Origin of the sequence: Mesorhizobium sp. B2-2-3, from assembly GCF_006442405.1 — a bacterium.
Taxonomy (GTDB): domain Bacteria; phylum Pseudomonadota; class Alphaproteobacteria; order Rhizobiales; family Rhizobiaceae; genus Mesorhizobium.
The window spans coordinates 150,670-175,303 of record NZ_VFWC01000012.1; the positions used below are offsets into that span (position 1 = coordinate 150,670).

23 protein-coding genes and 1 pseudogene are annotated in these 24,634 nt (G+C 62.1%); 1 reads left to right on the forward strand and 23 read right to left on the reverse strand.

Features of this window, described 5'->3' with window-relative positions; all coding sequences use genetic code 11:
* Positions 1 to 8: 8 nt before the first annotated feature.
* From FJ951_RS21995 to FJ951_RS22035, 9 genes are read right to left on the reverse strand one after another with little or no spacing between them, the layout of a single operon-like run.
* Complete coding sequence (locus FJ951_RS21995; protein ID WP_181172264.1) at positions 9 to 947, reverse strand: glycosyltransferase; 939 nt, start codon at positions 945 to 947, stop codon at positions 9 to 11.
* Positions 944 to 1,822: a glycosyltransferase gene (locus tag FJ951_RS22000; RefSeq protein ID WP_140500663.1), complete on the reverse strand. Its 879-nt coding sequence runs from the start codon at positions 1,820 to 1,822 to the stop codon at positions 944 to 946. Before FJ951_RS22000 ends, FJ951_RS21995 begins: the two co-directional genes overlap by 4 nt.
* The gene (locus FJ951_RS22005; protein ID WP_181165251.1) at positions 1,815 to 2,759 is read right to left on the reverse strand and encodes a polysaccharide deacetylase family protein; all 945 of its coding nucleotides are present in this window, start codon (positions 2,757 to 2,759) and stop codon (positions 1,815 to 1,817) included. Before FJ951_RS22005 ends, FJ951_RS22000 begins: the two co-directional genes overlap by 8 nt.
* Positions 2,760 to 2,800: 41 nt before the next feature.
* A complete protein-coding gene (locus tag FJ951_RS22010) occupies positions 2,801 to 4,372 on the reverse strand; it encodes a glycosyltransferase (protein WP_140517474.1) in 1,572 nt (523 codons plus the stop codon).
* The gene (locus FJ951_RS22015) at positions 4,369 to 5,463 is read right to left on the reverse strand and encodes an NAD-dependent epimerase/dehydratase family protein (RefSeq protein ID WP_181167683.1); all 1,095 of its coding nucleotides are present in this window, start codon (positions 5,461 to 5,463) and stop codon (positions 4,369 to 4,371) included. The genes FJ951_RS22010 and FJ951_RS22015 overlap by 4 nt, the downstream gene beginning before the upstream one ends.
* Positions 5,460 to 6,563 carry a Gfo/Idh/MocA family oxidoreductase gene (locus tag FJ951_RS22020; RefSeq protein WP_181172265.1) on the reverse strand — a complete coding sequence of 368 codons (1,104 nt, stop codon included), beginning with the start codon at positions 6,561 to 6,563 and terminating at the stop codon, positions 5,460 to 5,462. The genes FJ951_RS22015 and FJ951_RS22020 overlap by 4 nt, the downstream gene beginning before the upstream one ends.
* Positions 6,547 to 7,539, reverse strand: a complete 993-nt coding sequence (locus tag FJ951_RS22025) for a glycosyltransferase (protein WP_140517477.1) — start codon at positions 7,537 to 7,539, stop codon at positions 6,547 to 6,549. The genes FJ951_RS22020 and FJ951_RS22025 overlap by 17 nt, the downstream gene beginning before the upstream one ends.
* Positions 7,536 to 8,552, reverse strand: coding sequence for a glycosyltransferase (locus tag FJ951_RS22030; RefSeq protein WP_140517478.1), 1,017 nt, complete (start codon positions 8,550 to 8,552; stop codon positions 7,536 to 7,538). The genes FJ951_RS22025 and FJ951_RS22030 overlap by 4 nt, the downstream gene beginning before the upstream one ends.
* On the reverse strand, positions 8,549 to 9,694 hold the full coding sequence (locus tag FJ951_RS22035; protein WP_181165248.1) for a glycosyltransferase family A protein: 1,146 nt from the start codon (positions 9,692 to 9,694) through the stop codon (positions 8,549 to 8,551). Before FJ951_RS22035 ends, FJ951_RS22030 begins: the two co-directional genes overlap by 4 nt.
* A 294-nt stretch (positions 9,695 to 9,988) precedes the next feature.
* Here FJ951_RS22035 and FJ951_RS22040 point away from each other — a divergent pair, with 294 nt between their 5' ends.
* Positions 9,989 to 10,465 (forward strand): hypothetical protein, encoded by a 477-nt coding sequence (locus tag FJ951_RS22040; protein WP_140517480.1) that lies wholly within the window; start codon positions 9,989 to 9,991, stop codon positions 10,463 to 10,465.
* A gap of 200 nt (positions 10,466 to 10,665) precedes the next feature.
* Here FJ951_RS22040 and FJ951_RS22045 read toward each other — a convergent pair whose 3' ends face one another.
* From FJ951_RS22045 to FJ951_RS22105, 14 genes and pseudogenes are all read right to left on the reverse strand, one after another.
* The gene (locus FJ951_RS22045; protein WP_246671767.1) at positions 10,666 to 11,772 is read right to left on the reverse strand and encodes an aminotransferase class I/II-fold pyridoxal phosphate-dependent enzyme; all 1,107 of its coding nucleotides are present in this window, start codon (positions 11,770 to 11,772) and stop codon (positions 10,666 to 10,668) included.
* Between the two features lie 26 nt (positions 11,773 to 11,798).
* On the reverse strand, positions 11,799 to 13,058 hold the full coding sequence (locus FJ951_RS22050) for a cysteine desulfurase-like protein (RefSeq protein ID WP_140500672.1): 1,260 nt from the start codon (positions 13,056 to 13,058) through the stop codon (positions 11,799 to 11,801).
* Positions 13,059 to 13,069: 11 nt separating this feature from the next.
* Positions 13,070 to 14,059, reverse strand: a complete 990-nt coding sequence (locus tag FJ951_RS22055) for a pyridoxal-phosphate dependent enzyme (protein WP_140517482.1) — start codon at positions 14,057 to 14,059, stop codon at positions 13,070 to 13,072.
* Positions 14,060 to 14,073: 14 nt separating this feature from the next.
* Positions 14,074 to 15,060 (reverse strand): ornithine cyclodeaminase family protein, encoded by a 987-nt coding sequence (locus FJ951_RS22060; protein WP_140517483.1) that lies wholly within the window; start codon positions 15,058 to 15,060, stop codon positions 14,074 to 14,076.
* Positions 15,061 to 15,071: 11 nt separating this feature from the next.
* Positions 15,072 to 16,196 carry an aminotransferase class I/II-fold pyridoxal phosphate-dependent enzyme gene (locus FJ951_RS22065; RefSeq protein ID WP_140500675.1) on the reverse strand — a complete coding sequence of 375 codons (1,125 nt, stop codon included), beginning with the start codon at positions 16,194 to 16,196 and terminating at the stop codon, positions 15,072 to 15,074.
* Between the two features lie 20 nt (positions 16,197 to 16,216).
* Positions 16,217 to 17,026, reverse strand: coding sequence for a histidinol-phosphatase (gene hisN / locus FJ951_RS22070; protein ID WP_140500676.1), 810 nt, complete (start codon positions 17,024 to 17,026; stop codon positions 16,217 to 16,219).
* Positions 17,013 to 17,747 carry an ABC transporter permease gene (locus FJ951_RS22075; RefSeq protein WP_140517484.1) on the reverse strand — a complete coding sequence of 245 codons (735 nt, stop codon included), beginning with the start codon at positions 17,745 to 17,747 and terminating at the stop codon, positions 17,013 to 17,015. Before FJ951_RS22075 ends, hisN begins: the two co-directional genes overlap by 14 nt.
* A complete protein-coding gene (locus tag FJ951_RS22080) occupies positions 17,744 to 18,442 on the reverse strand; it encodes an ABC transporter permease subunit (protein ID WP_140517485.1) in 699 nt (232 codons plus the stop codon). The genes FJ951_RS22075 and FJ951_RS22080 overlap by 4 nt, the downstream gene beginning before the upstream one ends.
* A gap of 77 nt (positions 18,443 to 18,519) precedes the next feature.
* Positions 18,520 to 19,311: a transporter substrate-binding domain-containing protein gene (locus tag FJ951_RS22085; protein WP_181168452.1), complete on the reverse strand. Its 792-nt coding sequence runs from the start codon at positions 19,309 to 19,311 to the stop codon at positions 18,520 to 18,522.
* A gap of 25 nt (positions 19,312 to 19,336) precedes the next feature.
* Positions 19,337 to 20,101, reverse strand: coding sequence for an ATP-binding cassette domain-containing protein (locus tag FJ951_RS22090; protein WP_140500680.1), 765 nt, complete (start codon positions 20,099 to 20,101; stop codon positions 19,337 to 19,339).
* A 129-nt stretch (positions 20,102 to 20,230) separates the two neighbouring features.
* Complete coding sequence (locus FJ951_RS22095) at positions 20,231 to 21,712, reverse strand: PLP-dependent aminotransferase family protein (protein WP_140517487.1); 1,482 nt, start codon at positions 21,710 to 21,712, stop codon at positions 20,231 to 20,233.
* Positions 21,713 to 21,935: 223 nt separating this feature from the next.
* A pseudogene (locus FJ951_RS28890) lies at positions 21,936 to 22,028 on the reverse strand (integrase); the annotation flags it as partial.
* 171 nt (positions 22,029 to 22,199) lie between these two features.
* Positions 22,200 to 23,531 carry an aspartate aminotransferase family protein gene (locus tag FJ951_RS22100; protein ID WP_140517488.1) on the reverse strand — a complete coding sequence of 444 codons (1,332 nt, stop codon included), beginning with the start codon at positions 23,529 to 23,531 and terminating at the stop codon, positions 22,200 to 22,202.
* A 97-nt stretch (positions 23,532 to 23,628) separates the two neighbouring features.
* Positions 23,629 to 24,606 carry a LysR family transcriptional regulator gene (locus tag FJ951_RS22105; RefSeq protein WP_140500683.1) on the reverse strand — a complete coding sequence of 326 codons (978 nt, stop codon included), beginning with the start codon at positions 24,604 to 24,606 and terminating at the stop codon, positions 23,629 to 23,631.
* Between the last annotated feature and the right edge of the window lie 28 nt (positions 24,607 to 24,634).

The window sequence follows — 24,634 nt, forward strand, 5'->3', positions numbered from 1 at the left end:
GCCTGTTTTCACCTGGCCACGTGCGCAAGCTGTCGCCAAACCCTGCGCCGCTGCTTTGCTGTCCACATCATGATCTTCAGGGCAAGCCGTTCGGCTTTGCTTCCGATCGTTGCAGGCGTGACATAGGGCGCGCGTGCCAGCCGCAGCGCCAATTGGAGGCGGAAATCCCGCGTTCCACTTTCCATCATATGCTCCGCGATCCAGTCCAGAAAAGCGGCGCGGGCGGGGTGTTTCCCCATCCGATCGTAGAGCCCTCGCTGAGTGGCAATCGCCGAGGCCGAACTGGAATGCTGCCGGTAACGTGCGAGAGTTACAGGAGTGATAAAGGCTGGGAATCGCAGGAATAGCTTCGCCCACAGAGCCTGGTCTTCATAGAGCTCAAAGTGCTCCTCAAAGCCACCAACCGTGCTAACCGCGCTTCTCCGCAAGAGCACGGAACAGGTACACGGAACGTGGCCGTCCTGCATCAGCAGCAGCCGACCCAAAAGCCGGGGGGGCTGATGTAAGCGTGCGGCAAGTCCATCCGTCGGCTCGACCCAGTCGGAGCGCGCTCCATCCGGGTACCACCATTTGGTCGGCCCGAAAATCATTGCGGCATCCGGGTTGGCATCGGCTGCCGCCAGGACCGTCTGCAGCATATGCGGCTCGTACAAATCATCTGCATCCAGGAAGGCAAGCAAATCGCCGCAGCTGGCCGCTATTCCGGCGTTTCTCGCTGCCGCGGCGCCACGCTTGGATCCGGGAGGCCTGCGCAGCACCTTAATTCGAGGATCGATTGCCGCGGCATCATTGGCGATCCTGATACTGTCGTCCGTCGAATTGTCGTCAACCAGCAAGAGCTCCCAATCTGCAATCGTCTGGGCCCGGACGCTGGCGATCGCTTCACCCAGATTTGACGCCGCATTGAGGAAGGGGGTTATGATCGTCACCCGCGGCACGGAAGTCATCGCTGCAGCCGTCTTACGATGCTTCGCTTGCTCGTCTTCCAGGTTTCGCGCGCGAGCACTTTCCAGATTGCGGAACGAATGCGGAAGGAGGCGCCCTGATCCGCCATCACCCCATTCAGCCATCTGAGAAACGTGATACGCGCGGCTTCGTCAGCGCCTGCCCTGGCAGAAGCGGCAGAGCAGCTTTCGACGTGCTGGCGGTATCTCGCCCAGGTCTGGCCGGACACGTAGACGGGCGCGAATGCGAGCGCCTTCGCAAAGAATGTCTGGTCTTCGAACATCAGGCGAAAGCTGTTCTCGAATCCCCCGAGCGTTGCCAACAAACTTGAACGCATCAGGGCGTTGCAAGTTGTCGGCGTCTGGGCTTGGTTCTGCAGCAGCAGTTCCAGCAGCACGGGCGGATCGTATCGGGCGTTCGGTTCGACTCCGAGCGGGTAATAGTAGTCCGCACGACCAGCAAGCTTTGCCCAGCTATGCCAGATCAACGTCCGGCCGTAGATTAGACCGAGCGCCGGATCGTTTTCCATGATGCAGACTTGTTCGGACAGCTTTTCGGGCAGCCATGTATCGTCTGCATCGAGAAACGCGACATAGGCGCCCCGCGCCTCGGCCAGCCCGCGGTTGCGCGACGCGCTGATACCATGATTGCCGTTATCGGGATGGGAGAGTAGTCGCACCTTGCCTGGCAAGCGCTGCGCATAGTCGCGCACGATGACAGATGACCGGTCCGTCGAGCCATCGTCGACGACGAGGAGTTCCCAGTCGGTGAAGCTTTGACCTACAACGCTGTCAATAGCTTCTCGGAGATATTTCTCGCCGTTGAACACGACGATGATTCCCGTGACGCGCGGTTCTCGGCATGCATGGTCAGCCATGGCAAAGGACCGCGCGCCGGAACTCTATCTCACCCCAATCAGCGACCGTGACCCGCGGCAGTCGGAAAGGGTCGACCCTGAGCCCAGCTTCACGCGGCAGGGTGGTTACTGCATAGTCCATGCCAGCAGATCTTACCGCTTCGGCGGTGCTGTCGTCGAAGTCTCCGAAGGGGTATGCGAATCCCGCCACCCTCCGCCCTGTAATCTCTTCGCATTGTTGACGGCTAGCAGAGATCTCGCGTTCAAGACTGTCCCGTTTCAGCAACGGCAGGGATGGATGCGTGCAGGTGTGGGCACCGATCGAAACGCCATCGGTGTCGGCGAGATGCCGCAGCTCCGAATGAGTCATGGCGCGGTCACGCCTTCGGGGGCTGGCGTCGGTTCCTGCCCATCTTGCCAGCTGCTGCAGCGCCCTCCTCCGTTCGTGTACTCTCAACGGCTTCAGCAGTGCGTGCAAGCCGAAATGGAGCGCCGTGCGGCTGATGACGAGATTCGATTTCGCGCGCGTGGCGTCCTCCGTCACGAGCCAATCATAGTTTCGGCCTGCGATCTGGATCGCGAGCCTCTCCGGGAGAGCAGGCGTTTCCAAAGTGATGCGCGACAGAATATCCCACCAGAACACTGAGGGGTCGCTGAGCGCGTGGGTAGTGACGAAGACGGTCACAGGAGCGTTCATGCGTAGCATGACCGGCACGGCATTTTGCACGACATCCGCATAACCGTCGTCAAAGGTAACTGCCGCGGCATTTCTCGCTGGCTTTCCGTCCCGAAGCCGTTGTGCCAGCCATTGCAGGGGAACAATATCGCGCGCCTTTGTCAGGATTTCGATTTGGCGTGCGAAATTTTGTGGCGAGACCGAGAGTTCCCAAGGATCGACGCGTGGTTCTCCGACGCGATGATACATCAGCACGAGCGGCCGGTTGTAACCGGCAAGCAATCGGCCCCGTCGCAGGAGCTTGCTAAGAGCTTGACGCACTGTCACGCCGCTCGTCGCCTGAAAGCGCGCGCGGCGACAATCACCGGGCAACATGGGTCATGCACATCGAGCATTGCCGAATTCAGCTCATGCTCCGCCAAGCCATAGAGAAACCCGGTAGCCGAATAGGCGTTTCCATAGTGGCGGACTTCGACATTCTCCACCCCGAACCTGTCTGAGAGAAGCCGGCCCAGCGCCGCCGGGGTTATCGACCAGAACCAGCTCTCGCCCCATTCTCCTCGGTCAATCGGGCTTACCCAAGGGACCGTGACCAGAAGCACGCCTCCCGGTTTCAGCATCCGCCATAGGGTTGCAACCGCGACAGGCATGTTGAAAAGGAGGTGCAGGGTCTGGGTGAGCACGATGCAGTCAAATGTCTCGAGCGGCAGGTCGTCGCCGTTGGCCAGATCGCCAACGAAGGTCGTCAGCGGGTGGCCTTCATATCGGTTTAGAACGTCGCTCCTGGCAACTCGACTGCCTCCGAAGCGGGTCGTATAGGCGTTGTCCCCGATCTCCAGAACCCTGCCGGATATGTTCAGCGAACATGATGCGAGGAAAGTCTCGACATAGCGGCGGTCCACTGGCTTGCCGCGATCAAAACCGAAATTTGTACTGAAGGGCAGCGGGCGGCTGAGGTCACCGAACCGGACGCCCGATCGGCGCCGACTTGACCAGCCCTTGAAACGCTGCCGCAGCATCATGGTGGTCTGCAATGGCGCTGCGAGCGAAACGGCAATGGTGTTCAGGAGCTGACCGCCGAGCGAAGAACGGGATCGAACCGCTGTACTAAGCTGTCCCAGTTGCATGTGCGCATAATAGCGTTTCCAATTTTCGACGCCCTGATGGTAGGCGGCCGTCCAGTCTGGATTGGTCCGCGCAAGATTCCTCTGCCGGCCAAGGACTTTGAGCGCCGCGCGCAACATCATCGGATTGCTGTTGGACATATTCGTTGCGTGCCTGCGGTAATCTGCGAGACACTCCGGGGTGCATGCGGCCTTGTTTGCCCGAGACAGGCGAAGGTAGACGTCGTAATCCTCGCAAGCCCGCAGGGATCGGTCAAATCCGCCAGCAGCCTCCAATGTGCTACGCCGATAGAGCACTGTCGCATGCATTCCAATCAGGTTGCCGGTCAAGAATCCGGCATACGGGTCCTCTCCCACCGGCCTCAGCGGAACTGAATTCCTGACTGCGCCGGCCTCATCGATGTAGCAATAGGCTCCATAGACAAAGGCGCAATCCGGACTGTCATGGAACAAAGCAAGATTGGTAGCGAGCGCCGTCGGGCGCAGCCTGTCATCGGCATCCAGGAACGCGATGAATTCGCCACGTGCTGCCTTCATTCCCGTATTGCGGGCAGCGGCTAAACCCTGGTTTTCTTGGCGGATGTAGTGGACGTCGACATACCGGCGAACAACATTTTCGGGATTGTCCAACGAACCATCGTCCACAACGATGATCTCATCGGGCCGCACGCTCTGGTTCCGGACACTGTCGATCGCTTCCGCGAGAAATCGAGCATGGTTATAGGTCGTAATGACAACCGAGACACAGGCTGCGGCGGGTCTGACGGTCATCTTTCGCCCACTTGGCTCTGCGCAGTCGGGTAGCCGGCAAAGGTTAGCCATGCGACTGAGCGCCGACATGCCTCCTCGAAGCCGACCACCGGCTGGTATCCGAGCTCGCGCTCGGCCTTGGCCGACGGGAGTTTCACCCGACACCGGTGCAACAGCGCACGTTCTTCAGATACCTTGATCTTTGGAGCCATAGGCGGCCTCTGATCGAGCCCTGATTTCCGCCACTCGGCATAGCCTACCTTTAGTCCGCTACGAACGGGTCTCGGGAGGCTTCGGACAAGCCGCCGGTAAAGGTCGCCATCTCTCAGCCATTGTGTCCAGTTCGGCGCGAATGACAATGGCGCGGAAACCGAAATCGCAGCCAGGTCGAAGCCCAATGCCTCGGCTATCGGGCGGCAAAGATCTGCCCAACTTATCCTTTCGCGGTCCCCGACCAGATAAGTTCGCCCAGCCGCCTCGGGCACTTCGATGGCAAGCTTGATCGCATGAACGACATTGTCGACATAAGCGCTGTTGCAGATGCCATGGCCGCCATCCACCAGATAGGCAGAGCCGTCGAGGAGATCGTTGGCGAAGCCCCCCGTCCAGCTGGAGCGCGGGCCAAAGACAATTCCGGGCCGCAGCACCACCACCTGGACTGCACCGTCCCGTGACAATTCCCCGAGACGACGTTCAGCACGAACCTTGGCATTGTTGTACTCGACCGTCTGGCCGTCGTGCAGCGCGCTCGTTTCGTCCGTTCCGGGCAGCGGCGATTGGCCATGAACGGATGCGCTACTGAGGTAGACCAGGCGAACGACGCCCGCAGCGGCGGCGGCAAGATAGACAGGCTCGACGGCATCGACGATCGTGCGACTATCACCGGCAACTGCATGAACAACGGACTGACAGCCAAGAAGGGCCGCAGTAAGAGCCGGAACGTCATGCGCGTCCGCCACCCTTCCATCGATCGCAAAGCGGGACAGGCTGGCGAAAGCACTCGGCCTGCGAACGATCGGCCTCACCTCAGCCCAGCCGGAAAGATGCAGCAACTCCACTGTCCGGCAACCTATGAAGCCGTTGGCGCCAAGCACGGCAACAGTGCCGGTCATTGTCTGGTCTCGGCGGAAGCAATGACGTGGCGAAAGTCTTCTGCTCCGAGCCAAGGCATGTCCAGCCGTTTCCGTCTGGCATAGCATTCCTCGATTCGCTTGAGCACGTTGCGCCCCGCTGTGGCTGACCCGGAAAGGAGGGTTCCATTTCGGACCGTGTCGACCAAGTCCGAAATCTGATCGCAGAACGCGTCGACGAAATCGCGCGACCGGTCGTCGGTGTTGGTGAAGGAGGCGGTGGCTGCCGTGCGGCATCCTTTCAAGGCGATCTCTACAAGCTCCGTCTCATTGACTGCCCAAGAAATCGAGCCACGTTCGCCCTCAAGACGGTAAAGGTTCGGACGAGCCCAATCACGGCTCAGCCGGACCGTTGCCTCGAAGCCGCCAAAACCTAACCGGACAAGGCAGTTCGCCTCGACGCCGCCCATTGCGTCATCGGCGTAGTGGATTTCATGGGGCTCTCCGAACCACCAGGTCAGGAGGTCAAGGCAATGCGTGCCTATGTCCTGAAGCACGCCACCGCCGGATTCCGCGCGGCTGAAATAGCTCGTCGAAGCGACAGGCCACTGGAAAGGGCCACCCTCAAAACAACAGACACCTTGAATTTTTCCGATCAATCCGCCCTCGACCATGGCCTTTATCGATCGGGTGGCAGGGAACTGCCTTCTGACGAGGCCTGTTGCCACATGCAGATTGTTGGCTGCCGCTACCGCCAGGATAAGGTCTACGTCGGAGCTGCTCGTGGCCATCGGCTTCTCGCACAGAACATGCATGCCGGCCCGCAACGCCTGCATCGACTGATCAAGATGGTATCGAGGCGGGGAAGCGATGATCGCCACATCGGCGCCCACAACCAGAAGGCCGTCGAAACTGGCTGCAACCTTCGCTCCGGGCAGCCGCGCCTGTACGACCGCGGCGGATTTCGCTTCGGGATCAAAGATGGCTGCGACTGCGATCTGGCCTCTGCCTTGAAGGCGCGACAGCGCTTCCGCATAGTAGAGCTTCGTGACGGCGCCACATCCGGCCAAAACGAGACGGACAGGCTCACCTTGCCGCAGCCGTGCCGGCTGCCGTTGCACAGTTTCAATTTGGGCGGACAATCTCGCCTCCCTGCTTCGCAACGAGCCACAGCATACGTCCAATTGTCTTGAGCGACGGATCGAGGTGGAAGGCTTCACTCATTTGCGCGAGGCATCCAGCCCAATCACCAGAGCCAAGCAGCCGCCGTCCGGTTTCGAGAGCGCTTTGCGAATAAGTCCGCCGAGCCGATGCGGCGACATCGTCCGCGAGTTCGCTTGGAAGATAGCTCTTGAAAATATCAATCGCCATTCGCGTGTAGGCCATGTCCGCGGCATTCCGGATATGGCGCCCTGTGTTCGATTGCGGGTGCATCCGATAAAGCGCAAGGGCTTGCGGTTCGTACCAGACAGGAAAACGAGAAGCGATGCGTATCCACATCTCCCAGTCTTCGCTGCATTTCAGCCGCCGGTCGAAGCCGCCGAGTTCTTCGTAGACCGCGCGTCGGACCGCGATGGACGGCGTCATGATGCGCTGTTCGAGCGCCAATCGGATCACCGCATTCTCAAGCCTTCCGGAGACTGACTGCATTGCAGGTTCGATCGACAACTCCTGTCCGTGGGCGTCCATGAAGACCGTCCGGCAGAACGCCGCTCCTACTCTCGGATCCGCATCGAAACCCCGACCGAGCAATTCGTAAAATTCTGGTCGGACGGCATCGTCGCCGTGCAGGAGATGGACAAGTTCCCCCTGGGCTCGGCTCAGACAGGTATGGAAGTTGCCGATGTGGCCGAGGTTTTGCGGCTGGCGGAAAAAGCCGACGCGCCTTCCCCCGATTTCGTTCACGACTTTTTGCGGATCGTCGGACGAACAATCGTCAACCACTTCGATCTGCATATGAGCCGGGTCAGGGGCTTGCGCGAGCACGCTTTGCAGCGTTGAGGCAAGAAAGCGGGCGCTATTATAGACGGGGATCATCACCGACCACTTCGGACGAACAGCCGCCTGTGGCAATGACGGGACCGGATCGCGATTCTCGAAGTTGCGGAAAGCCGTCATCTCCCGAGCACCGAGGATTTCAGCAGGAGCAGTGCCAACCGCGCGATATCGCGTTTCGGCACGTTGTTTCCGCCAGTGCCGCTTCGCAGCAATCGTAGGAAGCACGATCTGGCCGACGGCAAGTCACCTCCGTTCAGATACTGCTTCGACCATTCGTAAAAGTAGCGGGAACAGCCGCCACGGGCAAACTGTGCCCCACGGGCATCCATGACATTCGCCATTCGCCGGTAGAATCCCTCGATCGCATCAAGCCTGAGCGGGCTTGGCAGCGCCGATACAAGCCCACCCGGGTGCAGACGATAGATACCTGCCACCTCGTCGACAAAGGCGAGGTCTGCTGTCTTTGCGCAATGCACATACAGCGGCCAATCAGTAATCGGAAAGAAATCTGCATACCAAGACGGTACATCCCGAACGCACGCGGTTCGCATCATACCGCCGCAAGTGGCGAAGGGATTGCCTTCCCAAATTTCCCTTTGTGTGATTAAGGGCTTCTGATCCCGTGGCGTCCACCGCCGCGACGTGATCTCGTCGCCGTGCGCCACGAGCGCATTGTAAAATATGGCCGAGAGCTCAGGATGCGCGTCAAGATGGGCCACCTGATCTCGCAGCTTGGTCTTGGATGTCCACAGGTCGTCGCCATCAAGGATCGAGACATAGCGCCCGCGCGCAACCCGGAGTCCTCTCGCAACGACCTCGTTGGATCTCAAATTGCTGCCAGAATAGATCGCCGATAGTCTTTCGGGATAATCGGATACATACCGCTCCACGATCTCCCGGGTACCGTCCGTCGAAAAATCTTCGCTGATCAGGATCTCGACACCGGATTCCGTATCTTGCATGAGAACGCTGTCGATCGCTGCCGCTACGTAGCGAGCGTGATTGTAGGTGACAATGAGCACGGTCACACTGACCGTCGGTTCATTCACTGTCCGCTCAAAAGTGCATTCTGCCCTCTGAGCCAAATTGCGGCCCGACGACATCTGCTCTTCCGACAGCAGCAGCTTCTTCATTCCAAGCCTCTAAGGAGAAACGGGCTGTCTGAGCCGCTGCCCTCTTGGGGCATTGCAAAGGTTCCTCGTTCGGGATGCTGCGCCAAATAGCCTCCGCAGGGTCCAAGTTTGCTGTCCATTGCAGCCAGATTGTTGAGCAAGGCACGGTAATCGGTATTCTCGCCGCGATCGAAAAGCTCATCGACAGCGTAGTCCCAGAACGGTTTCCCGATCCCCGAGCTGCGGCCTTCGCGTTCCAGTTTGGTTCCTTGTTTCGCCTTGCGCCGGAAAATGGCAAGCGTCGCACCGACGACTTTCGCGAACTGCGAGGGCGATCGCCAGAGCACTCTGGCGAAGTTCATGCCGACGGCAGCAAAGCGGCGCCTTTTAAGCCCGAGCCTGGCGATCTCGACATCGTTACGGAACATCACATCCGATAGGATCGGGCTCACCATCTCGCTGCAGCGAGCAAAGAGGCTCTCGAGCACCATCCGACGCGAGATGAGCATTCGGACGAAATCTTGCGACATGGCTCCTGGCGTTCGGCGGTATCCGACCAAGTGCTCCTTGACGACATCGAATCGGTATTTCGAGGCGATACTCAATTGGAGGAAGAAGTCCTCACAACCCTCCGCACCGTTTTCGCGCAGTCGCGAGGAATAGCCACCCATTTCGAGTAAGACATCGCGCCGGAACATTGCCGAACTTCCGTGACCGATAAAGTTCTGTCCGAGATGCTGCATGAATACCCATCCGTGCGGGTGCATGCGCTTAGGCGTAATGATCGCCTTATCATCGGCATCAATCGTCCGGTAAAGCGTATAGACAAGCCCAACATCATTGCCTGCTGCAGCGAAAACACGCAGCTGCTTTTCGAGTTTGGTTGGGTGCCAGAGATCGTCGGCGTCTATAGGTGCTATATAGATGCCCTTGCTTGCACGTATCCCCGTATTCCGCGCCGACGCGACGCCACTGTTCTTCTGTTGGAGCAGCTTGATACGCGGGTCGTCATTGGATAGTCGGCGGACGATTGATGCAGTTTCATCAGTCGAACCGTCATCAACGACTATTATTTCGATGTTTCTGTAGGTCTGGTTTATCACCGACGCCAAGGTGCGTTCGATAAATTGTTCTGCGTTGTAGGCAGGGATAATGACAGCCACGAATGCGTGAGTAGGACATTGTGAGTTGCTCGTAGAACAACTCCCCTTGGTGCGGCCACTTCCCTTCACTGTCACCCGGCCTCTGAGCTCTGCATGTACTGCTAAACGGCCGCTGTCCGGCTCACTAACATTTGGGGCCACGCACACTGGACGGCCCTCGCGCGGCCTTCTTAGGTGGCCGATCCATTCTCTTTGTGCCACAGCCCATAGCGTATTTTCCTTTCGCCCCTGGCCGACTTGGGGTTCGAAAACTCACGCAATAGCCCACGCTGCACCCTGACTAAGTGACCCGAAATGATCTCGCCCGTGCGTAGAGCCGCCCACGCAGAGTGGCGGATCCGAGAGTATCTGCTGTTTCCTGCAATCTATGCCCCTGGATGGCGAGTAGATAGATCGTCAAAAGCGGTACCCGTTAAGGAAAATTCGCGACCGTTTCGGGATGCCGCGAGAATAAACGGTCTCTTTGCTGCGCGCGTTCACGAATGTCACGAGCTGACTGAATCGCACCCAAGACTGCGGAAATTCGCCTTCCATCTGGAGTTCGCCCCTGGGACCGGACAAATTGAACAAGCAGGATTGCCGGCTGATGGCGCGCGATCAACCTACTACGATCAGCCCGACACCGCCGTGGATGACACAGCGCTCGTCGAGACGATGGGTCAAATCTCCGACAGCTTCGAAGCTTACGGCTATCGCCGCATGCAGGCGGCGCTGGCAGCGCGGCATCGTCGTCAGCCCCAAGAAGGTCAAGCGGTTGATGCGCGAGCGTGATCTGCAGCCCAGGATCAGGCGCCGCTTTGTCGCTGGCTGCCTCCGCCCGCCCGATGATGAAGAGCGGGGGTGCCTCGCCCTGATCGATGCGGCACAGGAATTTCCAGATAGACCTTACTGCCATCGTCGAAGGGCGCGCGTCGGCCTCACCCGGTGCCCCGGCGACGGCCGCCTTCAGCGGCAGGACATCGCCGTATATGTCACGACCTTTGCCGGGAAGAATGCTTGCGAATCGCTGCGGAGATCGCCGCCAGGCCACCCCGCAGTTCGTCCTCAAGAGGATAGAGGAAGCCGACACGCATGTGGTTGCGCGGCATCTCGAACCAGTGGCCCGGACCGACATAGGTGCCATAGCTTTCCAGCAGGTCTGCGTAAAAGTCGTCGAAATCGAATCCCGGACCATGACGGAAACGGGGGAAGCAGACCACGCCGCCCTGGGGCTCGACCCATTCGATCAGCTCGTCGCTCTCAATCCAATCGCGCATGATGGCAAGGCGTCCGGCTAGCACTGGCGCCTGCGCGGCGAGGAAGGCGTCGCGGCCTTCCAGGATGCGGGCGCCGATCCACTCGTCGACGACGCTGCCGCAGATGCCGATCTGCTCCTTCGCCGCCAGGAAGCGCTCCATCAAGTGCACGTCGCGCGTCATGATCCAGCCCACGCGGATGCCCGGCGCGCCGTAAGCCTTGGACAGCGAAGCCACACTGATCGCGGCGGGGCTGAGCGAGGCGGCGGGGGGCAGCATCTCGCCATGGGTCAGGTCGCGGTAGGTTTCGTCCACCAGTAGCCTGCATCCCGCCTTTTCGACCAAGGCGATCAGCGCGTCCAGTTGAGGGCGGCCGATCATCGTGCCGGTTGGGTTATGCGGGCAGGTGATGCTGACATAGCGGGTGTTCGGGCGCAGAGCGCTGGCGACGGCATCGATGTCGAGGCCGAACCGATCGTCGAATTTGAGGTCGATAAAGGTGATGCCGCAGCCGATGGCGCGCGGCGTCTCGATGTTAGTGGCATAGTTCGGCCGCACCACGACAAGATGGTCGTCGCGCGATAGAAGCGTGGTGGCGATGATGAACAGCGCGCCAGCGGCGCCGGCGGCCACCAAAACGTTGTTGGGGCCGAGGCCCTTGCCCTGCGCGGCTACCAACGCCCGAAGCTCAGGGTCGCCGCGATGCTCGCCATAGGGCAGCAGCAGGTCAGGGACGGAGAGATGGAAATCGGACAGCTTACGGTCTCGTACGGAGCTTTCCGACAGGTTGAAGCGAATGCGGTCATAGCCGTATTCCTCCGGTGATTCCTTCTCGATCACCATGCGTGCGTAGTCCATGCTTTCCCCCGTCAGGCTGCCAGCCGGGCGACGGCCAAAACGGCCTGGTCGACCTCGTCTGCTGTGGTGTAATGCGATAGGCCGAGCCGAGCGACGCCGCCTTGCTCGCGCAGGCCGAGCAGGCCGGAGGCTTCATAAGCGTAGAAATCGCCGGCCCAGCCGAAGATGTTTTCGCCCGCCAGCGCGGCTGCGATCTCCTGCGGCGACCTCTTGGCCAGTCGGAAGCTGAAGGTGGGCACACGGGCGTCCAGCCGGTTGCGGCTGGCGATGCCGCAGAGCTTGAAACCGGGAATGCCGGCAACACCCGCCAGGAACCGGTCCATCAGTCCGGCTTCGTAGTCGGTCGCCGCCTCCAATCCCGCCACGATGCGCTGGCGCAGCGGCGCGGCAACGTCGACGCCGGCGCACTGCTCGCCGAGCCAAGCGATGTGCTCGATCGCCGCCTGCGTGCCGGCCTGCGCCTCGAAGGAGGGAGTGCCGGGGGTGTGGCGCCACGGCATGTCGAAGGAGGCGGGCCGCACCTTGAGCGGCGTGAGCCGGTCGCGCAGCTCCGGCCGTATATACATGACCCCGGCGTGCGGACCGAAGAACTTGTAGGCAGAGCATGCGAGCAGGTCGCAGCCGATCGCCGACACGTCGAGGGCCAAATGCGGCGCCGACTGCACGGCATCGACCATGGTGACGGCGCCGGCAGCTTTACCAGCAGCCACGATACGGGCAACGTCGTTGACGGTGCCAAAAATGTTGCTCGCGTGATTGCAGGCAACCAGACGCGTGCGCGGGCCGATCAGTTCGTCCAGCATGTCGTAGCGATATTCGAAGGTTTCGGTATCGAACTCGAGCCAGCGGACGGTGACGCCACGTTCCTCGGCTGCGATGATCCACGGGCCGACATTGCCATCATGGTCCATGCGGGTAAGCACGATCTCGTCGCCCGGTTTCCAGTCGCGTGCCACCATGCGCGAAAAATGGAAGATCAGCGAGGTGCTGTTGAGGCCGAAGACGATCTCGTCCGGCTGTGCACCGAGCAAGGCGGCCGCCGCTGCATGCGCTCCCACCAAGATGCGGTCGCTATCACGCGAGGTGTGGAAGGCACCGCCCTCGTTGGCGCAGCTTCGCAGCATCACCTCGCTCATGCGCTCGACCACGCGTGCCGGTACTTGCGAGCCGCCCGGCGCGTCGAGATAGATACGTGGCTTGCCGTCGTCGGTGATCGCCAGCGCCGGGAAGGCCCCGCGCACCGCCTCGATGTCCCATCGTCCAGTCGTCATGGAATTCCCTTTCAGGTCGGTCGCACCGCCGCGATCGCGGCCGTCAGTTCGTCGTAGTCGAAATTCCCGCCGCACAGCACGATCGCATTGACTTGGCCGCGGTACCGTTCCGGGTGCTTCGTCAGCCCTGCCAGCGCTAGGCCGGCTGCACCCTCGACCAATAGATGCTCTTCGATCGCGAGACGGGCGAGCGCGCCGGCGATCTCGGCTTCGGAACAGATGACCACATCGTCGACGACCGACCGGGCGAGGCCGAGCGTGACTGAATCCTCATCCATGCCGCCGGCGACGCCGTCGGCCAACGTCGGCAAGTGCTCGACATCGATCACCTTGCCCGCTTCCATGGACGCTGCCAGCGCCATGCTGTTGGCGGCCGCGCAGCCGATGATCCGCGTGCGCGGACTGAAGGCCTTCATCACGGCGCCGATGCCGCCGATCAACCCGCCGCCGCCCATGGCGATGAAGACATTGTCGATACGCGAATGCTCTTCCAGCAGTTCGAGCCCGATCGTGCCCTGGCCAGCAACAACGTCGGGATCGTTGTACGGAGATACGTAGACGAGTCCCTTCTCCTCGCCCAGGCGGCGCGCGTGCGCCTCGGACTGGCCGCTTTCGTCGCCATGCAGGATCACGTCGACGCCAAAGGACCGTATGCGCGCCAGTTTGGCCTTCGTGACATTGTGCGGAAGCACGACCGACAATTTTCGGAACAGGCGCGACGCCGCGAAGCTGGAGGCTATGCCGTGGTTGCCGGACGAGGCGGTGACGAACGGCCGGCCCCCGGTCGCATCGTCCATCGCGGTCAGCTTCGAGAAGGCGCCTCGCGCCTTGAAGGAGTTGGTGAACTGGAAATTTTCGCATTTGAACAAAACGGTGCTACCGATCGCGTCGCCGACGGCGGACGCGCCCAGCAGCGGCGTCTTCGCGATGTGGCCGCGGATGCGGGCATGCGCCCGCACGGACCGCGCGGCAGCGGCGGCGATGTCACCTTCGTTCGACATGGTTCTGTCCTGGGTCAAGAGTTTGCGGCTGTGCCGGCGCTCGCGAGGATGGCGCTGGCGATTGCCGCGTCCTCTGCGCCGAGGCCGGTCAGGTCGGCGATGCTGATGTCACCAGGCTTGCGCGTCAATGAGCCAGTCCGCAGCGATACGCCGATCTCACCGATCCGCTCTGGCTCGACGAGGCCGGCCGCGATGGCATGAGCGAACTCGCCATGGTCGATGCTCTGCAGGGCCGAATCGGCGAGCAACGTGTTGGCGCGCGCGACCAGCGTATTCTCCAATTCCTGTTTGCCGGGCGCATCGGCTCCGATGGCTGTAATGTGCGTGCCGGGCGCGATCCATTCAGCGCGCACCAGCGGCGCGGTCGCGGGCGTCGTGGTGACAATCACTTGTGAATCGGAACAAAGGTCGGCGAGCGAGCCGACTGGCGATACCTGGAGGCCAAGGTCGGCCACGTCGGCGGCGAAGCGTCCCGCCGCCGCTGGCGAGCGGCCCCATACCGCGACCGAAAGCGGCTCGCCGTGAGCCAGCGCTCGCAGCGCGCGTAACTGCATGCGTGCCTGGGTTCCGGTGCCGACGATGCCGAGGCGCGTCGCGCCCTTAGGCCAGCACAGCCGGGTCGCCAGCGCGCCGGCATAGCCAGTGCGCCAGTCGGTCAGCATGCCTTGGTCGAACAGCAGCGCTACCGGTTCGCCTGTCGTGGCCGACAGCGCCACCATCATGCCGTTGCCGCTTGGAAGGCCCTTGGTCGGATTGTCGTAGAACCCAGTCGCGACTTTGACGACGAAGATCGACGCGCCCGATACATGGGCGCATTTCACATGGCAATCGCCGTTCGCCGCCGCGAATCCCATGTGGACGACGGGCGGCTGCTGGACTGCCCCGGCGCTGTAGGCGACGAGGCTTTCGCGAACGGCCGCAATACCGGCGGCGTGGTCGAGCCGCCGCAGGATCTCCGCCCGGTCGAGGATGAGCGGCATGTTTGCGGCTGGCCTAGCCATGGTCGTTCCGTTCAGGCCGCCGAGCGGGCAAGGCCGCGCAGGAAGAGCTGCACACGTTCCAACCCGCCTTCCAGGACATGCGCCGGCGCGCCGATGCCGACGCGGAAATAGCCGTCCATGCCGTAGACGTCGCCCGGCGCGACAAGCACGCCCTGCTCGTCCTTGACGCGATGCGCCAGCTCGGTCGAATTTATCGGCAAGTGATAGCGCACGAATGCCATGCCGCCTGCCTGCGGCGGCGCCAGCGAGACCAGCCCCTCGTTGGCGCGGACCCAGCGCACCATCATGTCGACATTGCGTGACAGGAGGTCCCGGCTGCGGTCGAGGATCGCCTTGCGGCGCGCCGGCTGCAACACCATCGACGCGACCAGTTCGCTGACCGCGCCGGTAGTGATGGAGGTATAGTCCTTGCGCTGCCAGGAGGCATAGATCTCGGCAGCGGGGCCGACCAGCCAGCCGATGCGCAGGCCCGGCATCGCCATCGCCTTCGACAAGCCGCTGGTGACGATGGCTTTCTCATAAAGGTCGACGCTGCTCGGCGGCTCGAGGGTACCGTATTCGGCTCCCTTGTAGACCTCGTCCGTATGTAGCCAGATGCCGTTGGTGCGTGCGATGGCCACAATTTCCCCGAGCAGGTCCGCCGGCACCACGCGTCCGGTCGGATTGTTGGGCGTGCAGAGCGTGATGACCTTGGTGCGGGGCGAAATCGCCGCGCGGATGTCGGCCGGATCGGGCAGCCAGCCCAGTTCCTCGCGCAGCGGCACATCACGTACCACCGCGCCGAGCGCCTTCGCCCATCCCCTGATCTGCAGGTAGTTGGGGACGACGACGATGATCTCGTCGCCCGGCTCCAGCAGCGTCATCGCCATCAGAAAATTGGCTTCGGCCGAGCCGTTGGTGACCATCACCTCGTCGGCCGTACGATTCTTGTATGTGGCCGCGATCGCCTCGCGAAGGACGACGGCACCGTTCGTCCAGCCGTAACCGAGTTCGGCGGCAAGCACCTTTTCGCGTTCCTCCGGGCTCAGCAGTTCGTTGAGCGAATAGGGGTGTACCCCGCTATCGGAGAGGTTGTACTCGACGATGTTCTCGTAGAGCGACTGGATGCGTTCGAGGGTGAATTCTTCGATCTGCATGTGTGTACGATTCCTCTTCTTCAGGAAGCCGCGCGGGCCGGTGAGGTCGCGTTGGCCAGGATGCCTAGCACAGTTCTGTGCAACTCAGGTGTGGCGCTGGCCACGACGGAACGGCGGCCGGAACGGATCGTCAGCTCGCCGCCCTGCCAGTCGGTCATGACGCCACCGGCGTTACGCACGATCGGGATCAGTGCGCAATAATCGAAGGCGTCCAGCCCCCCGTCCACATTGATGTCCAGCGCGCCGTCGGCGACGCGGCCATAGGCATGGCAACCGCCGCCATAGACGCTCCAGCGCACCTGGCGGCGCAGCCTCTTGTAGGCGGCCGTATCCTTGTCGTCGAAGGATTCCGGGTTGCCGTTGCCGACAAGGGCCTCGCTAAGGTCCTGGCAGGCGCGCGTGCGTACGGGCTTGCCGTTGAGGGTGGTCGGCGAACCGTCGGCGCCCAGCCAGCGCTCGTTGGTGACGGGATTGTCGATGACCCCGAGCATGGGAACGCCGTTGCGGGCCAGCGCGATCAGCGTGCCGAAGGTCGGAATGCCGGTGATGAAGGCTTTGGTGCCGTCGATCGGATCGATGACCCAGACCCATTCCGCGTCGAGGCCGACGGACCCAAATTCCTCGCCAAGGATGCCGTGGTCGGGATACGCCTCCTGGATGCGCGCGCGCAGCCTCTCCTCGACCTCCCGGTCTACCGCGGTGACAGGGCTTGCATCGCCCTTGGAAACGAAGCCGTGTTGCTCGCTGAGCGCTTCCTGGATTGTCGCCCGGCTGACGTCTGCCAGCGAACCGGCGAAAGCCGTAAAGGTCTTGGGGTCAGATGCCGGCATTGTCGGCTCCCTCTATGAGTGGGGTTGCGGGTTCGTCCAGAGGACGCGTGTGTCGTGAAAGCCTGTATTCGAGGGCGCGCAACGCCGTGGTGAGCACGTAGGTAATGGTGAGGTAGATAAGCGCCGCGGTGATGAAGAGCTCATAGGGCGCGAAGGTGCGGGCGACGATCGTGTTGGCGGCGCCGGTCAGCTCCATGACGGTGATGGTCGAGGCGAGTGATGTGGATTTCAGCATGCTGACCACCTCGTTGCCGTAAGCCGGCAGGGCGATGCGGAAGGCGCCCGGCAGGATGATCGTGCGGTAGGTCAACGCCGTCGACATGCCGCAGGCACGCGCCGCCTCGATCTCACCGGCTGGCACCGCCTCGATGGCGCCGCGCAGGATGTAGGCGGTGTAGGCGGCCGTGTTCAGGCTGAAGGTCAGAATGGCGCACACCCAGGCCTGGCGCAGATATGGCCACAGAAAGCTGTCGCGAACGACGTCGAGCTGGGCGAGACCGTAATAGACAAGGAATATCTGGACCAGGAGCGGCGTGCCGCGGAAGAAGTAAATGTACCAGTGCAGCAGGAGGCGCACCGGCGCCGGGCCGCTGACGCGCAGGATGGCGACGGGAAGTGCCACCGCCATGCCGCAGAAGAGTGAGGCGACGAGCAGTTCGATCGTCGTGACGGTGGCCGACAGCAGCGCCGGCAAGCTCTCGACCATAAGCTCGAAGTTCATCGCGCCAGCTTCCTCTCGCCGCGCGTCGCACGCCGTTCCAGCGCGTCGACAATCGAGGTGTTCAGTATGGTGAGCAGGAGGTAGATCAGCGCCGCGGCGAGGTAGAAGCGGAAGGGTTCGCCATTGACCTGCGTCGCCATGGTGGAGATGCGCATCAGCTCCTCCAGCCCGACGATGGAGATAAGCGACGTGTCCTTGATGAGCGAGATCCAGTTGTTGCCGAGGCCGGGCAGCGCGTAGCGCCACATCAGCGGCAGGCGGATGTGGATGAAGCTGGTCGCGGCCGACATGCCGAAGGCATCTGCCGCCTCGATCTCGCCCTTGGGAATGGCGAGATAGGCGCCGCGCAGCACCTCGGCCGCGTAGCCGCCGAAGACCAGGCTGAGCGCGAAGACGCCGGCCGGCATCGCCGGCACTTCGAGAAAGTGGATGCTGGGGTCAATCATCTTCGCCAAGCCGGTCAGGGCCACCGTGCCGCCGAAATAGGCGATGAGGATGATGAGGAGTTCGGGCGTGCCGCGCACGACCAGAGTGAAGCCCCGGCCGATGGCGCGCAGCACACAGTTCGAGGAGAGCTGTGCCAGCGCGCCGAGAATGCCCCAAACGAGGCCGACCGCCAGCGACAGCAGCGCGACCTCGACGGTGGTCATGAGCCCGCTCGCGACCTCCAAACCCCATCCCTGGAAAATGTCCATCTGCCGCTCCTGCGGTGGCAAGAAGAAAGACGCCGGCCATCGGGTGAAATGGCCGGCGATGAACCGTACGGCTCGGCCTAGTTCGATGCCGGCAGCACGCTGAACGACCAGTACTTGTCGTTGATGGTCTTGAACGTGCCGTCGTCGATCATGGCCTTCATCGCCTTGTCGAGCTCGTCGCGCAGGCCGGCATCGTCCTTGCGCATGCCGATGCCCACGCCTGGCCCGAAATACTTCACGTCCTTGATCTCCGGACCGATGAATTTGTAACCCTTGCCTCGGTCCTTGTTGAGGAAGTCGTTGGCGAGCTTGATCGGGCCGGCGAAGACGAGATCGGTCCGCTTGGAGGTCAGGTCGAGCAGCATGTTGTCGGCCGTGTCGTAGAGCTGGATCGTGGCCTCAGGAAAGTTGTCTCGCATGTAGTTCTCGTAAGTTGAGGCACGCTCGATCCCGATGGTCTTGCCCTTGAGACCATCGGGGTTGGGCTTGCCGTCGTCCGTCAGCGGCTTGGCATCGCTTCCGTCCGGACCGACGAACCGGGCGGTGGAGGAGCGGTACGGGATCGAAAAGTCGATGCTCTTCTTGCGCTCGTCGGTGATCGACATCGACGCGGCGAGAAGATCGAACTTGCCGGCGACAAGGCCCGGAATAAGCGAATCGAAAGGCATGCAGACAAAGGAGGCGTCGGCGCCGAGGCGCTTGACAACTTCCTTCGCGACATCGATGTCGAAGCCGCGCAACTCGCCGTTCGCGTCCTTGTAGTTGAACGGCGGGTATGTGCATTCACTGCCGACGCGCAGGTCGCGCGCCGAGACCTGCGTGGCGAAGGCGGCGAGGCCGGCCGCAAGCACCAAGACAAGTTTTTTCATCATGTTCCCCTGTTGTTTGTCCTGTTCAAAGAACGCGCTGCAGGAAGGCCCGGCAGCGCGCCGATTGCGGATCGCCGAGAACCTGTCCCGGCGGGCCGCGCTCCTCCACCATGCCCTGGTGGAGAAAGAGCACCTCGCGCGAGATCTCGCGCGCGAAACCTATTTCATGGGTGACGACGATCATCGTGCGTCCTTCTTCGGCGAGCGTGCGCATGACCGAGAGCACCTCGCCGACCAGTTCCGGGTCGAGCGCGGAGGTCGGCTCGTCGAACAGCATCAGCTTCGGCTCCATCGCCAGCGCGCGGGCGATGCCGACGCGCTGCTGCTGGCCGCCGGAAATATGCGCGGGGTAGTGGTCGCGCTTCTCGAACAGCCCGACCTTGGCGAGATAGGCCCCGGCTCGCTGCCGGGCCTCCTGTTTGGACAGGCCGAGCACCTTCATCGGTGCAAGCATCACGTTGTCGAGCACGGTGCGCTGGCTCCACAGATTGAAGCTCTGGAAGACCATGCCGATGCGGCTGCGGATGCGATTGATCTGGCGCGCATTCAGCTTCGCGCGCCCCGAACTGCGATCCAGCGTCAATTCCTCGCCTTCCACCGCGATCGTGCCGGCGTCGGGAATTTCCAGAAGATTCATGCAGCGCAGGAAGGTGCTCTTGCCCGACCCGCTGGCGCCGATCATGGTGATCACGTCATGGGCATGGGCGACCAGGTCGACGCCTTTCAAGACTTCCAGAGCGCCGAAGCTCTTACGGATGTTATTTGCCCGCAGAACGGTGTTTTGGTCCATGTCCACTTGGTGCCCTTGCCTCCCGATCGGCTGGACACGGAGATTGTCCCGGAAGCGCGGCTGCCCAAAGAGCCAATTTCGCCGACGGGCAGCGGACCAATTCCAGTCCCGTGGGCTGTGAATGCGTCGTCAACCGTGTTCGAGGATAGTCTGCGCGAGGATGTCGACGCAACGCGGGATGCGGCGGACCGACGTGTTGCCGAAGCCCAGCACAAGACCCTTCGGCTTGGTTTCCCGGCGTGCGTAGCGCGAGAGTGGTGGGCAGTCCAGCCCCTTCTGGAGCAGTGTTCGCGATACGGCCACGTCGTCAAACGGTTCGCGTGCGTGGACGGTCAGGTGTAGGCCGGCGTGAACGTCGGGAACGTCGAAGCCGTCTCGCAGCTTTGCGCGCAGGCATTGTGTCAGGCAGGCGGCGCGATCGCGGTAGATGGTGCGCATACGCCGAAGGTGCGAGGCGAGTCGCCCCTGGTCCATGAAGTCGGCGACCAGCGCCTGGTCCGGTAGCGGTGCGTAGAAGGAGAAAATACGCTGGGCGAGGGCGAACGCCTCGACCAGCGGTATCGGCGCGATCAAATAGGCGAGCCGCAGGCCGGGCGCCAGCATGCGGTTGAACGAGCCGGCATAGATGACCCGCCGCGGATCGCGCGCGTAGAGCGTCGTCTGCGCTTCGCCCGACCAGCGGATCTCGCTATTGGAATCATCCTCGAATATCCAGCCGGGCCGGTCCGCCGCCCAATCAAGCAGCTTTTGCCGGCGATCCGCCGTCATCGTGCAGCCGAACGGCCATTGCTCGGTCGGGGAGACAACGGCCATACGCGCCTCTCGGACCATCACGCCGGCGGCTTCTGTATCGAAGCCTTGCCTGTCGAGCGGGGCGGGAACGGTGACAAGGCCGAAGGCTTCCAGCGTGGCGATCTCGGGCATGTGGCAAGGATCTTCGACCAGAACGGTGTCGCCGCGGTCGAGCAGAACATGAGACGCGAGAGCGGCCGCTTGCAGCGTATTGCCGATGACGATGATCTGTTCGGGACGACAGTTGATCGCTTTAGCCTCCGCCAGATAGCCCGCGATGCGGGTGGCCAGCAGTGGCGCGCCGCGCGAATAGTCATAGCCGGTGTGGGCGCTGGCGTGCTCGCGCCAGCGGCGGCTAGCGATCTGAGCGAACTCGTCATAGGGGAACTCGTTCAGCGCCGGCACGCCGGCGCTGAGATCGTAGGTCTCGATGCGTTCGGCTGGCAGGTTCATGTCGAGCAGCGCCTGGCCGCGGCGCGAGGGTGCCGGGAGCGCATTTGGACCTGACACCGGTATGACCGCCGTCTCGGCTCGGGGGTGATTGTCTTCCGGCAGCATGGTTTCGACGAAGGTGCCGGCGCCGATCCGACGTGCGACATAGCCCTCCGTGGCAAGTCGCTCATAGGCGAGGACAACGGTGTTGCGCGAGAGCCCGAGTTCCTCGGCCATGACGCGGCTTGGCGGCAGGCGCGCTCCTGGCGCCACGATGCCATCCCGTATCCAGCGGCGCAACTGCTCGAAAAGTTGCTCGTTCAACGGCGTGCCACGGCTGCGGTCGAAGACGATCCTGTTCCAGCTGGGATAGTTGAAAGCGTGCATGTCTGTTCACCGGCTACGGCGGGACCTCACGAGCGGCGACGCAGCCATAAGGATGATCTTCCTATCGAATTGAAATCACCCTATCACATGACGAACGATGAGCAGAAAGCCTTCTCTGCATGCGTCGAATGCCAGCTTTCAGCCACTGGCAGCGTGCGCCAAATGGCCGAGATGCACGCGCAAATTGTTCACGGCTCCACTCGTGAAGTGGAGCCGCTCTTGATCACACCTCAGTTGCCTCGGCAAGTTCGAGAGCATCTTCTACATCGACTCCCAGATAGCGGACCGTGTTCACGATCTTGCTATGACCGAGCAAGTCTGGATGGCTCCCAGAGGATAACTGACCTCAATCCAACAAGCATGTTTCTGACAGCTCAGCCTCCGCACGTCGACAGAGCCGGTTTGGGCGGGCCCGGTCCTTTCCGAATGATTCTCTCTGCTGCTCAGCCGCCGCCAAAGGTTTGTGCCCCTCCGAGCACAGGAACCGTTATTGACCGCTGAATGCCGCAAAGCTTTTTTCGAAGCGGTCGACGACATCCTCGATATCGGACATTGCTAAGCAAAGCGGCGGACACATGCGGATGACATTGCGGTACGGTCCCGAGCGGCTGGCGACGAGCCCGTTGCGGCGCGTTTCCTCGAAAACGGCGAGCGTCTCCTCCGGCGCCGGCTCTTTCGTCGCGCCGTCCTTGACGAGTTCGATCGCAAGCATAAGCCCACGGCCCCTGATATCGCCGATGATTGGAAAGCGCTCCTTCATGTCGTTAAGGCGACCCTTGAGCACCGCGCCGACATCCCGGGCGTTCTCCTGGAGTCGTTCCTCTTTTATGGCCTTTAGCACGGCTCGGCCGGCCGCGCATGCCACCGGATTGGCGCCATAGGTGTGGAACAGAAATTTATCGGCCATGGATTCAGCGACATCTCGCTTGGCGATGACCGCGCCGAGCGGGATGCCGTTGCCCACACCTTTGGCGATGACGACGATATCGGGCACAATGCCATGGGATTCAAACGCCCAGAAGGCATCGCCGGTTCGGGCGACACCGGATTGCACTTCATCAATGATACAGAGACCGCCGGCCGCGCGGACACGCTCGACAGCGCCGGCAATGTAGCCCGGCGGCATCGGCACGATGCCGCCATAGCCCTGCACCGGCTCGATAATCATGCCGGCCAGCCCGCCGCTGGTTGAACTCGCTATGGCGCGCTCGACCTCGTCGAGATAGGGCTGCAAGCCTTCGCCATGAATGCCGCGATACTGGTTGGGCTCGGCCACGAAAGTGACCCCGCCAAGCTGGGGCACGGGATGGCGAAAACCCGCTATCCCGGTCACCGACTGCGCGCCGAAAGTGGCGCCGTGATAGCTCGAGGCAAGCGCCAGCATGTCGATGTTGCCGGTATGCGAGCGCGCCATCAGCAGCGCAAGATCGATCGCTTCGGCCCCGCTGTTGGTGAAATGTACGACCCAATCGTGACCGGCCGGCATCGTTGCCACCAGTTCCTCGGCGTACTGAGCCGGAACCGGGTGGTAGAACATCGTCGTGCAATGCGTCAGTTCCGCCAGTTGCTCGGTGGCCGCCTTGACCACCTGCGGATGCGCGTGGCCGACCGAGATGCAAAGGTTCATGCCGAGCAGGTCGATGTATTTACGATCCTTCTCGTCCCAGACATACTGGCCCTTGCCGCGCTTGAGGATCAGCGGGTCCTTGTAAGGAACGAACTTGCGCTGCGTGGCCGAATAGAAGCGGTTCCGCCGATCGACGATGGCCTCGGTCGACCAGTCGATGTCCAGGTTGGAATGGACGTGCGGAGCGTTCATGCCGTGTCTCCCGTGTTGCGAACTCCTGGATTGAAAACACGGAATGCGCGGCGCGCACACCGCCAAACCTCCTTATCAGGATAACTGATGGAGTTGATTAGTCATGCGACGAGGGGCGATCGACGGCATAGCAGTCGGCGGGAAGGCCAGGCAGGCGGGTGCTGATCGCGTTGGTCAGCACTTCCGCGGTACGCGTGGCGAAAGCCTCGGGGAGGTTTCCGAGCTCCCGCTCGCGCGCGACCAGAAGGATGTTGCGCGACAGCCCGGTGAACGGCAAGGGATGGACGTCAATCTCCATACCCTCCGCCAGCCCGTCGATGAGCAGGGTCGGCGTCAGGATCGCAAAGCCCATGCCGGCCGCGACCGGCGCCATCACCACGCTGGAGCGGTCACCTTCCATAGCACGCGGGATCTCGATGCGCAGGCGGCTCAGATGCTGGTCGACGCGCAGGCCAACCGGCGTCTCGCGCGAGAAGCGCACGAAGGCGAGCTTCTTGGAGAGCTTGACGATGTCACCGACATCGCCGGCAAAACCCTTTGGCGTCACCAGCAGGAATTTTTCGGTCATCACAGGATAACGTGTCAGTCCCTCAATCTCGAACAGCTCGCCGGAGGTGACGGCGAGGTCGGCGCGGCGGGCCCGCAGCAAGGCGACGTGGTCGGTCGCCAAACCCGCGAACAGGCTGAGCTCGGGAATGCCGAAACCCTTGCGGGCAAGGACCGAAAGCGCCGGCGCCAGCGTTGTCGCGATCGACGCCAGAAGCGCGATGCGCAACAGCGGCAGCGGTGCTGCATTGACGCGCCGCGCGTCGGTGCGCAGGCCCTCGACCTCGGCCAGTATGGCAACGGCGCGGCGATGCAGCGCGATGCCGGCTTTGGTGAGCTCGATCGGCCGCAAATTGCGATCGATCAGGCTGACGCCGAGCGCGCTTTCCAGGTTCTTCAGATGCTGCGAAGCGGCCGATTGCGTCATGCCCAGCATCTGTGCCGCCTGGGTGACGTGCCTGGTCTCGACGATGGCGACGAAAACCTCGATCGATCGGAAAAGGTTGAAATCGAAACTGCCGCTCTTCACCCGCAACTCCGCCCGTGAAGCATCATAA

What these genes read in the sequence shown, in the direction of transcription:
- FJ951_RS21995 (WP_181172264.1), bottom strand. Translation starts at nt 947, where the DNA reads ATGACTTCCGTGCCGCGGGTGACGATCATAACCCCCTTCCTCAATGCG.
- FJ951_RS22000 (WP_140500663.1), bottom strand. Translation starts at nt 1,822, where the DNA reads ATGGCTGACCATGCATGCCGAGAACCGCGCGTCACGGGAATCATCGTC.
- FJ951_RS22010 (WP_140517474.1), bottom strand. Translation starts at nt 4,372, where the DNA reads ATGACCGTCAGACCCGCCGCAGCCTGTGTCTCGGTTGTCATTACGACC.
- FJ951_RS22015 (WP_181167683.1), bottom strand. Translation starts at nt 5,463, where the DNA reads ATGACCGGCACTGTTGCCGTGCTTGGCGCCAACGGCTTCATAGGTTGC.
- FJ951_RS22025 (WP_140517477.1), bottom strand. Translation starts at nt 7,539, where the DNA reads ATGACGGCTTTCCGCAACTTCGAGAATCGCGATCCGGTCCCGTCATTG.
- FJ951_RS22030 (WP_140517478.1), bottom strand. Translation starts at nt 8,552, where the DNA reads ATGAAGAAGCTGCTGCTGTCGGAAGAGCAGATGTCGTCGGGCCGCAAT.
- FJ951_RS22040 (WP_140517480.1), top strand. Translation starts at nt 9,989, where the DNA reads ATGATCTCGCCCGTGCGTAGAGCCGCCCACGCAGAGTGGCGGATCCGA.
- FJ951_RS22045 (WP_246671767.1), bottom strand. Translation starts at nt 11,772, where the DNA reads ATGGTGATCGAGAAGGAATCACCGGAGGAATACGGCTATGACCGCATT.
- FJ951_RS22050 (WP_140500672.1), bottom strand. Translation starts at nt 13,058, where the DNA reads ATGACGACTGGACGATGGGACATCGAGGCGGTGCGCGGGGCCTTCCCG.
- FJ951_RS22055 (WP_140517482.1), bottom strand. Translation starts at nt 14,059, where the DNA reads ATGTCGAACGAAGGTGACATCGCCGCCGCTGCCGCGCGGTCCGTGCGG.
- FJ951_RS22060 (WP_140517483.1), bottom strand. Translation starts at nt 15,060, where the DNA reads ATGGCTAGGCCAGCCGCAAACATGCCGCTCATCCTCGACCGGGCGGAG.
- FJ951_RS22065 (WP_140500675.1), bottom strand. Translation starts at nt 16,196, where the DNA reads ATGCAGATCGAAGAATTCACCCTCGAACGCATCCAGTCGCTCTACGAG.
- hisN (WP_140500676.1), bottom strand. Translation starts at nt 17,026, where the DNA reads ATGCCGGCATCTGACCCCAAGACCTTTACGGCTTTCGCCGGTTCGCTG.
- FJ951_RS22075 (WP_140517484.1), bottom strand. Translation starts at nt 17,747, where the DNA reads ATGAACTTCGAGCTTATGGTCGAGAGCTTGCCGGCGCTGCTGTCGGCC.
- FJ951_RS22080 (WP_140517485.1), bottom strand. Translation starts at nt 18,442, where the DNA reads ATGGACATTTTCCAGGGATGGGGTTTGGAGGTCGCGAGCGGGCTCATG.
- FJ951_RS22085 (WP_181168452.1), bottom strand. Translation starts at nt 19,311, where the DNA reads ATGAAAAAACTTGTCTTGGTGCTTGCGGCCGGCCTCGCCGCCTTCGCC.
- FJ951_RS22090 (WP_140500680.1), bottom strand. Translation starts at nt 20,101, where the DNA reads ATGGACCAAAACACCGTTCTGCGGGCAAATAACATCCGTAAGAGCTTC.
- FJ951_RS22095 (WP_140517487.1), bottom strand. Translation starts at nt 21,712, where the DNA reads ATGCACGCTTTCAACTATCCCAGCTGGAACAGGATCGTCTTCGACCGC.
- FJ951_RS22100 (WP_140517488.1), bottom strand. Translation starts at nt 23,531, where the DNA reads ATGAACGCTCCGCACGTCCATTCCAACCTGGACATCGACTGGTCGACC.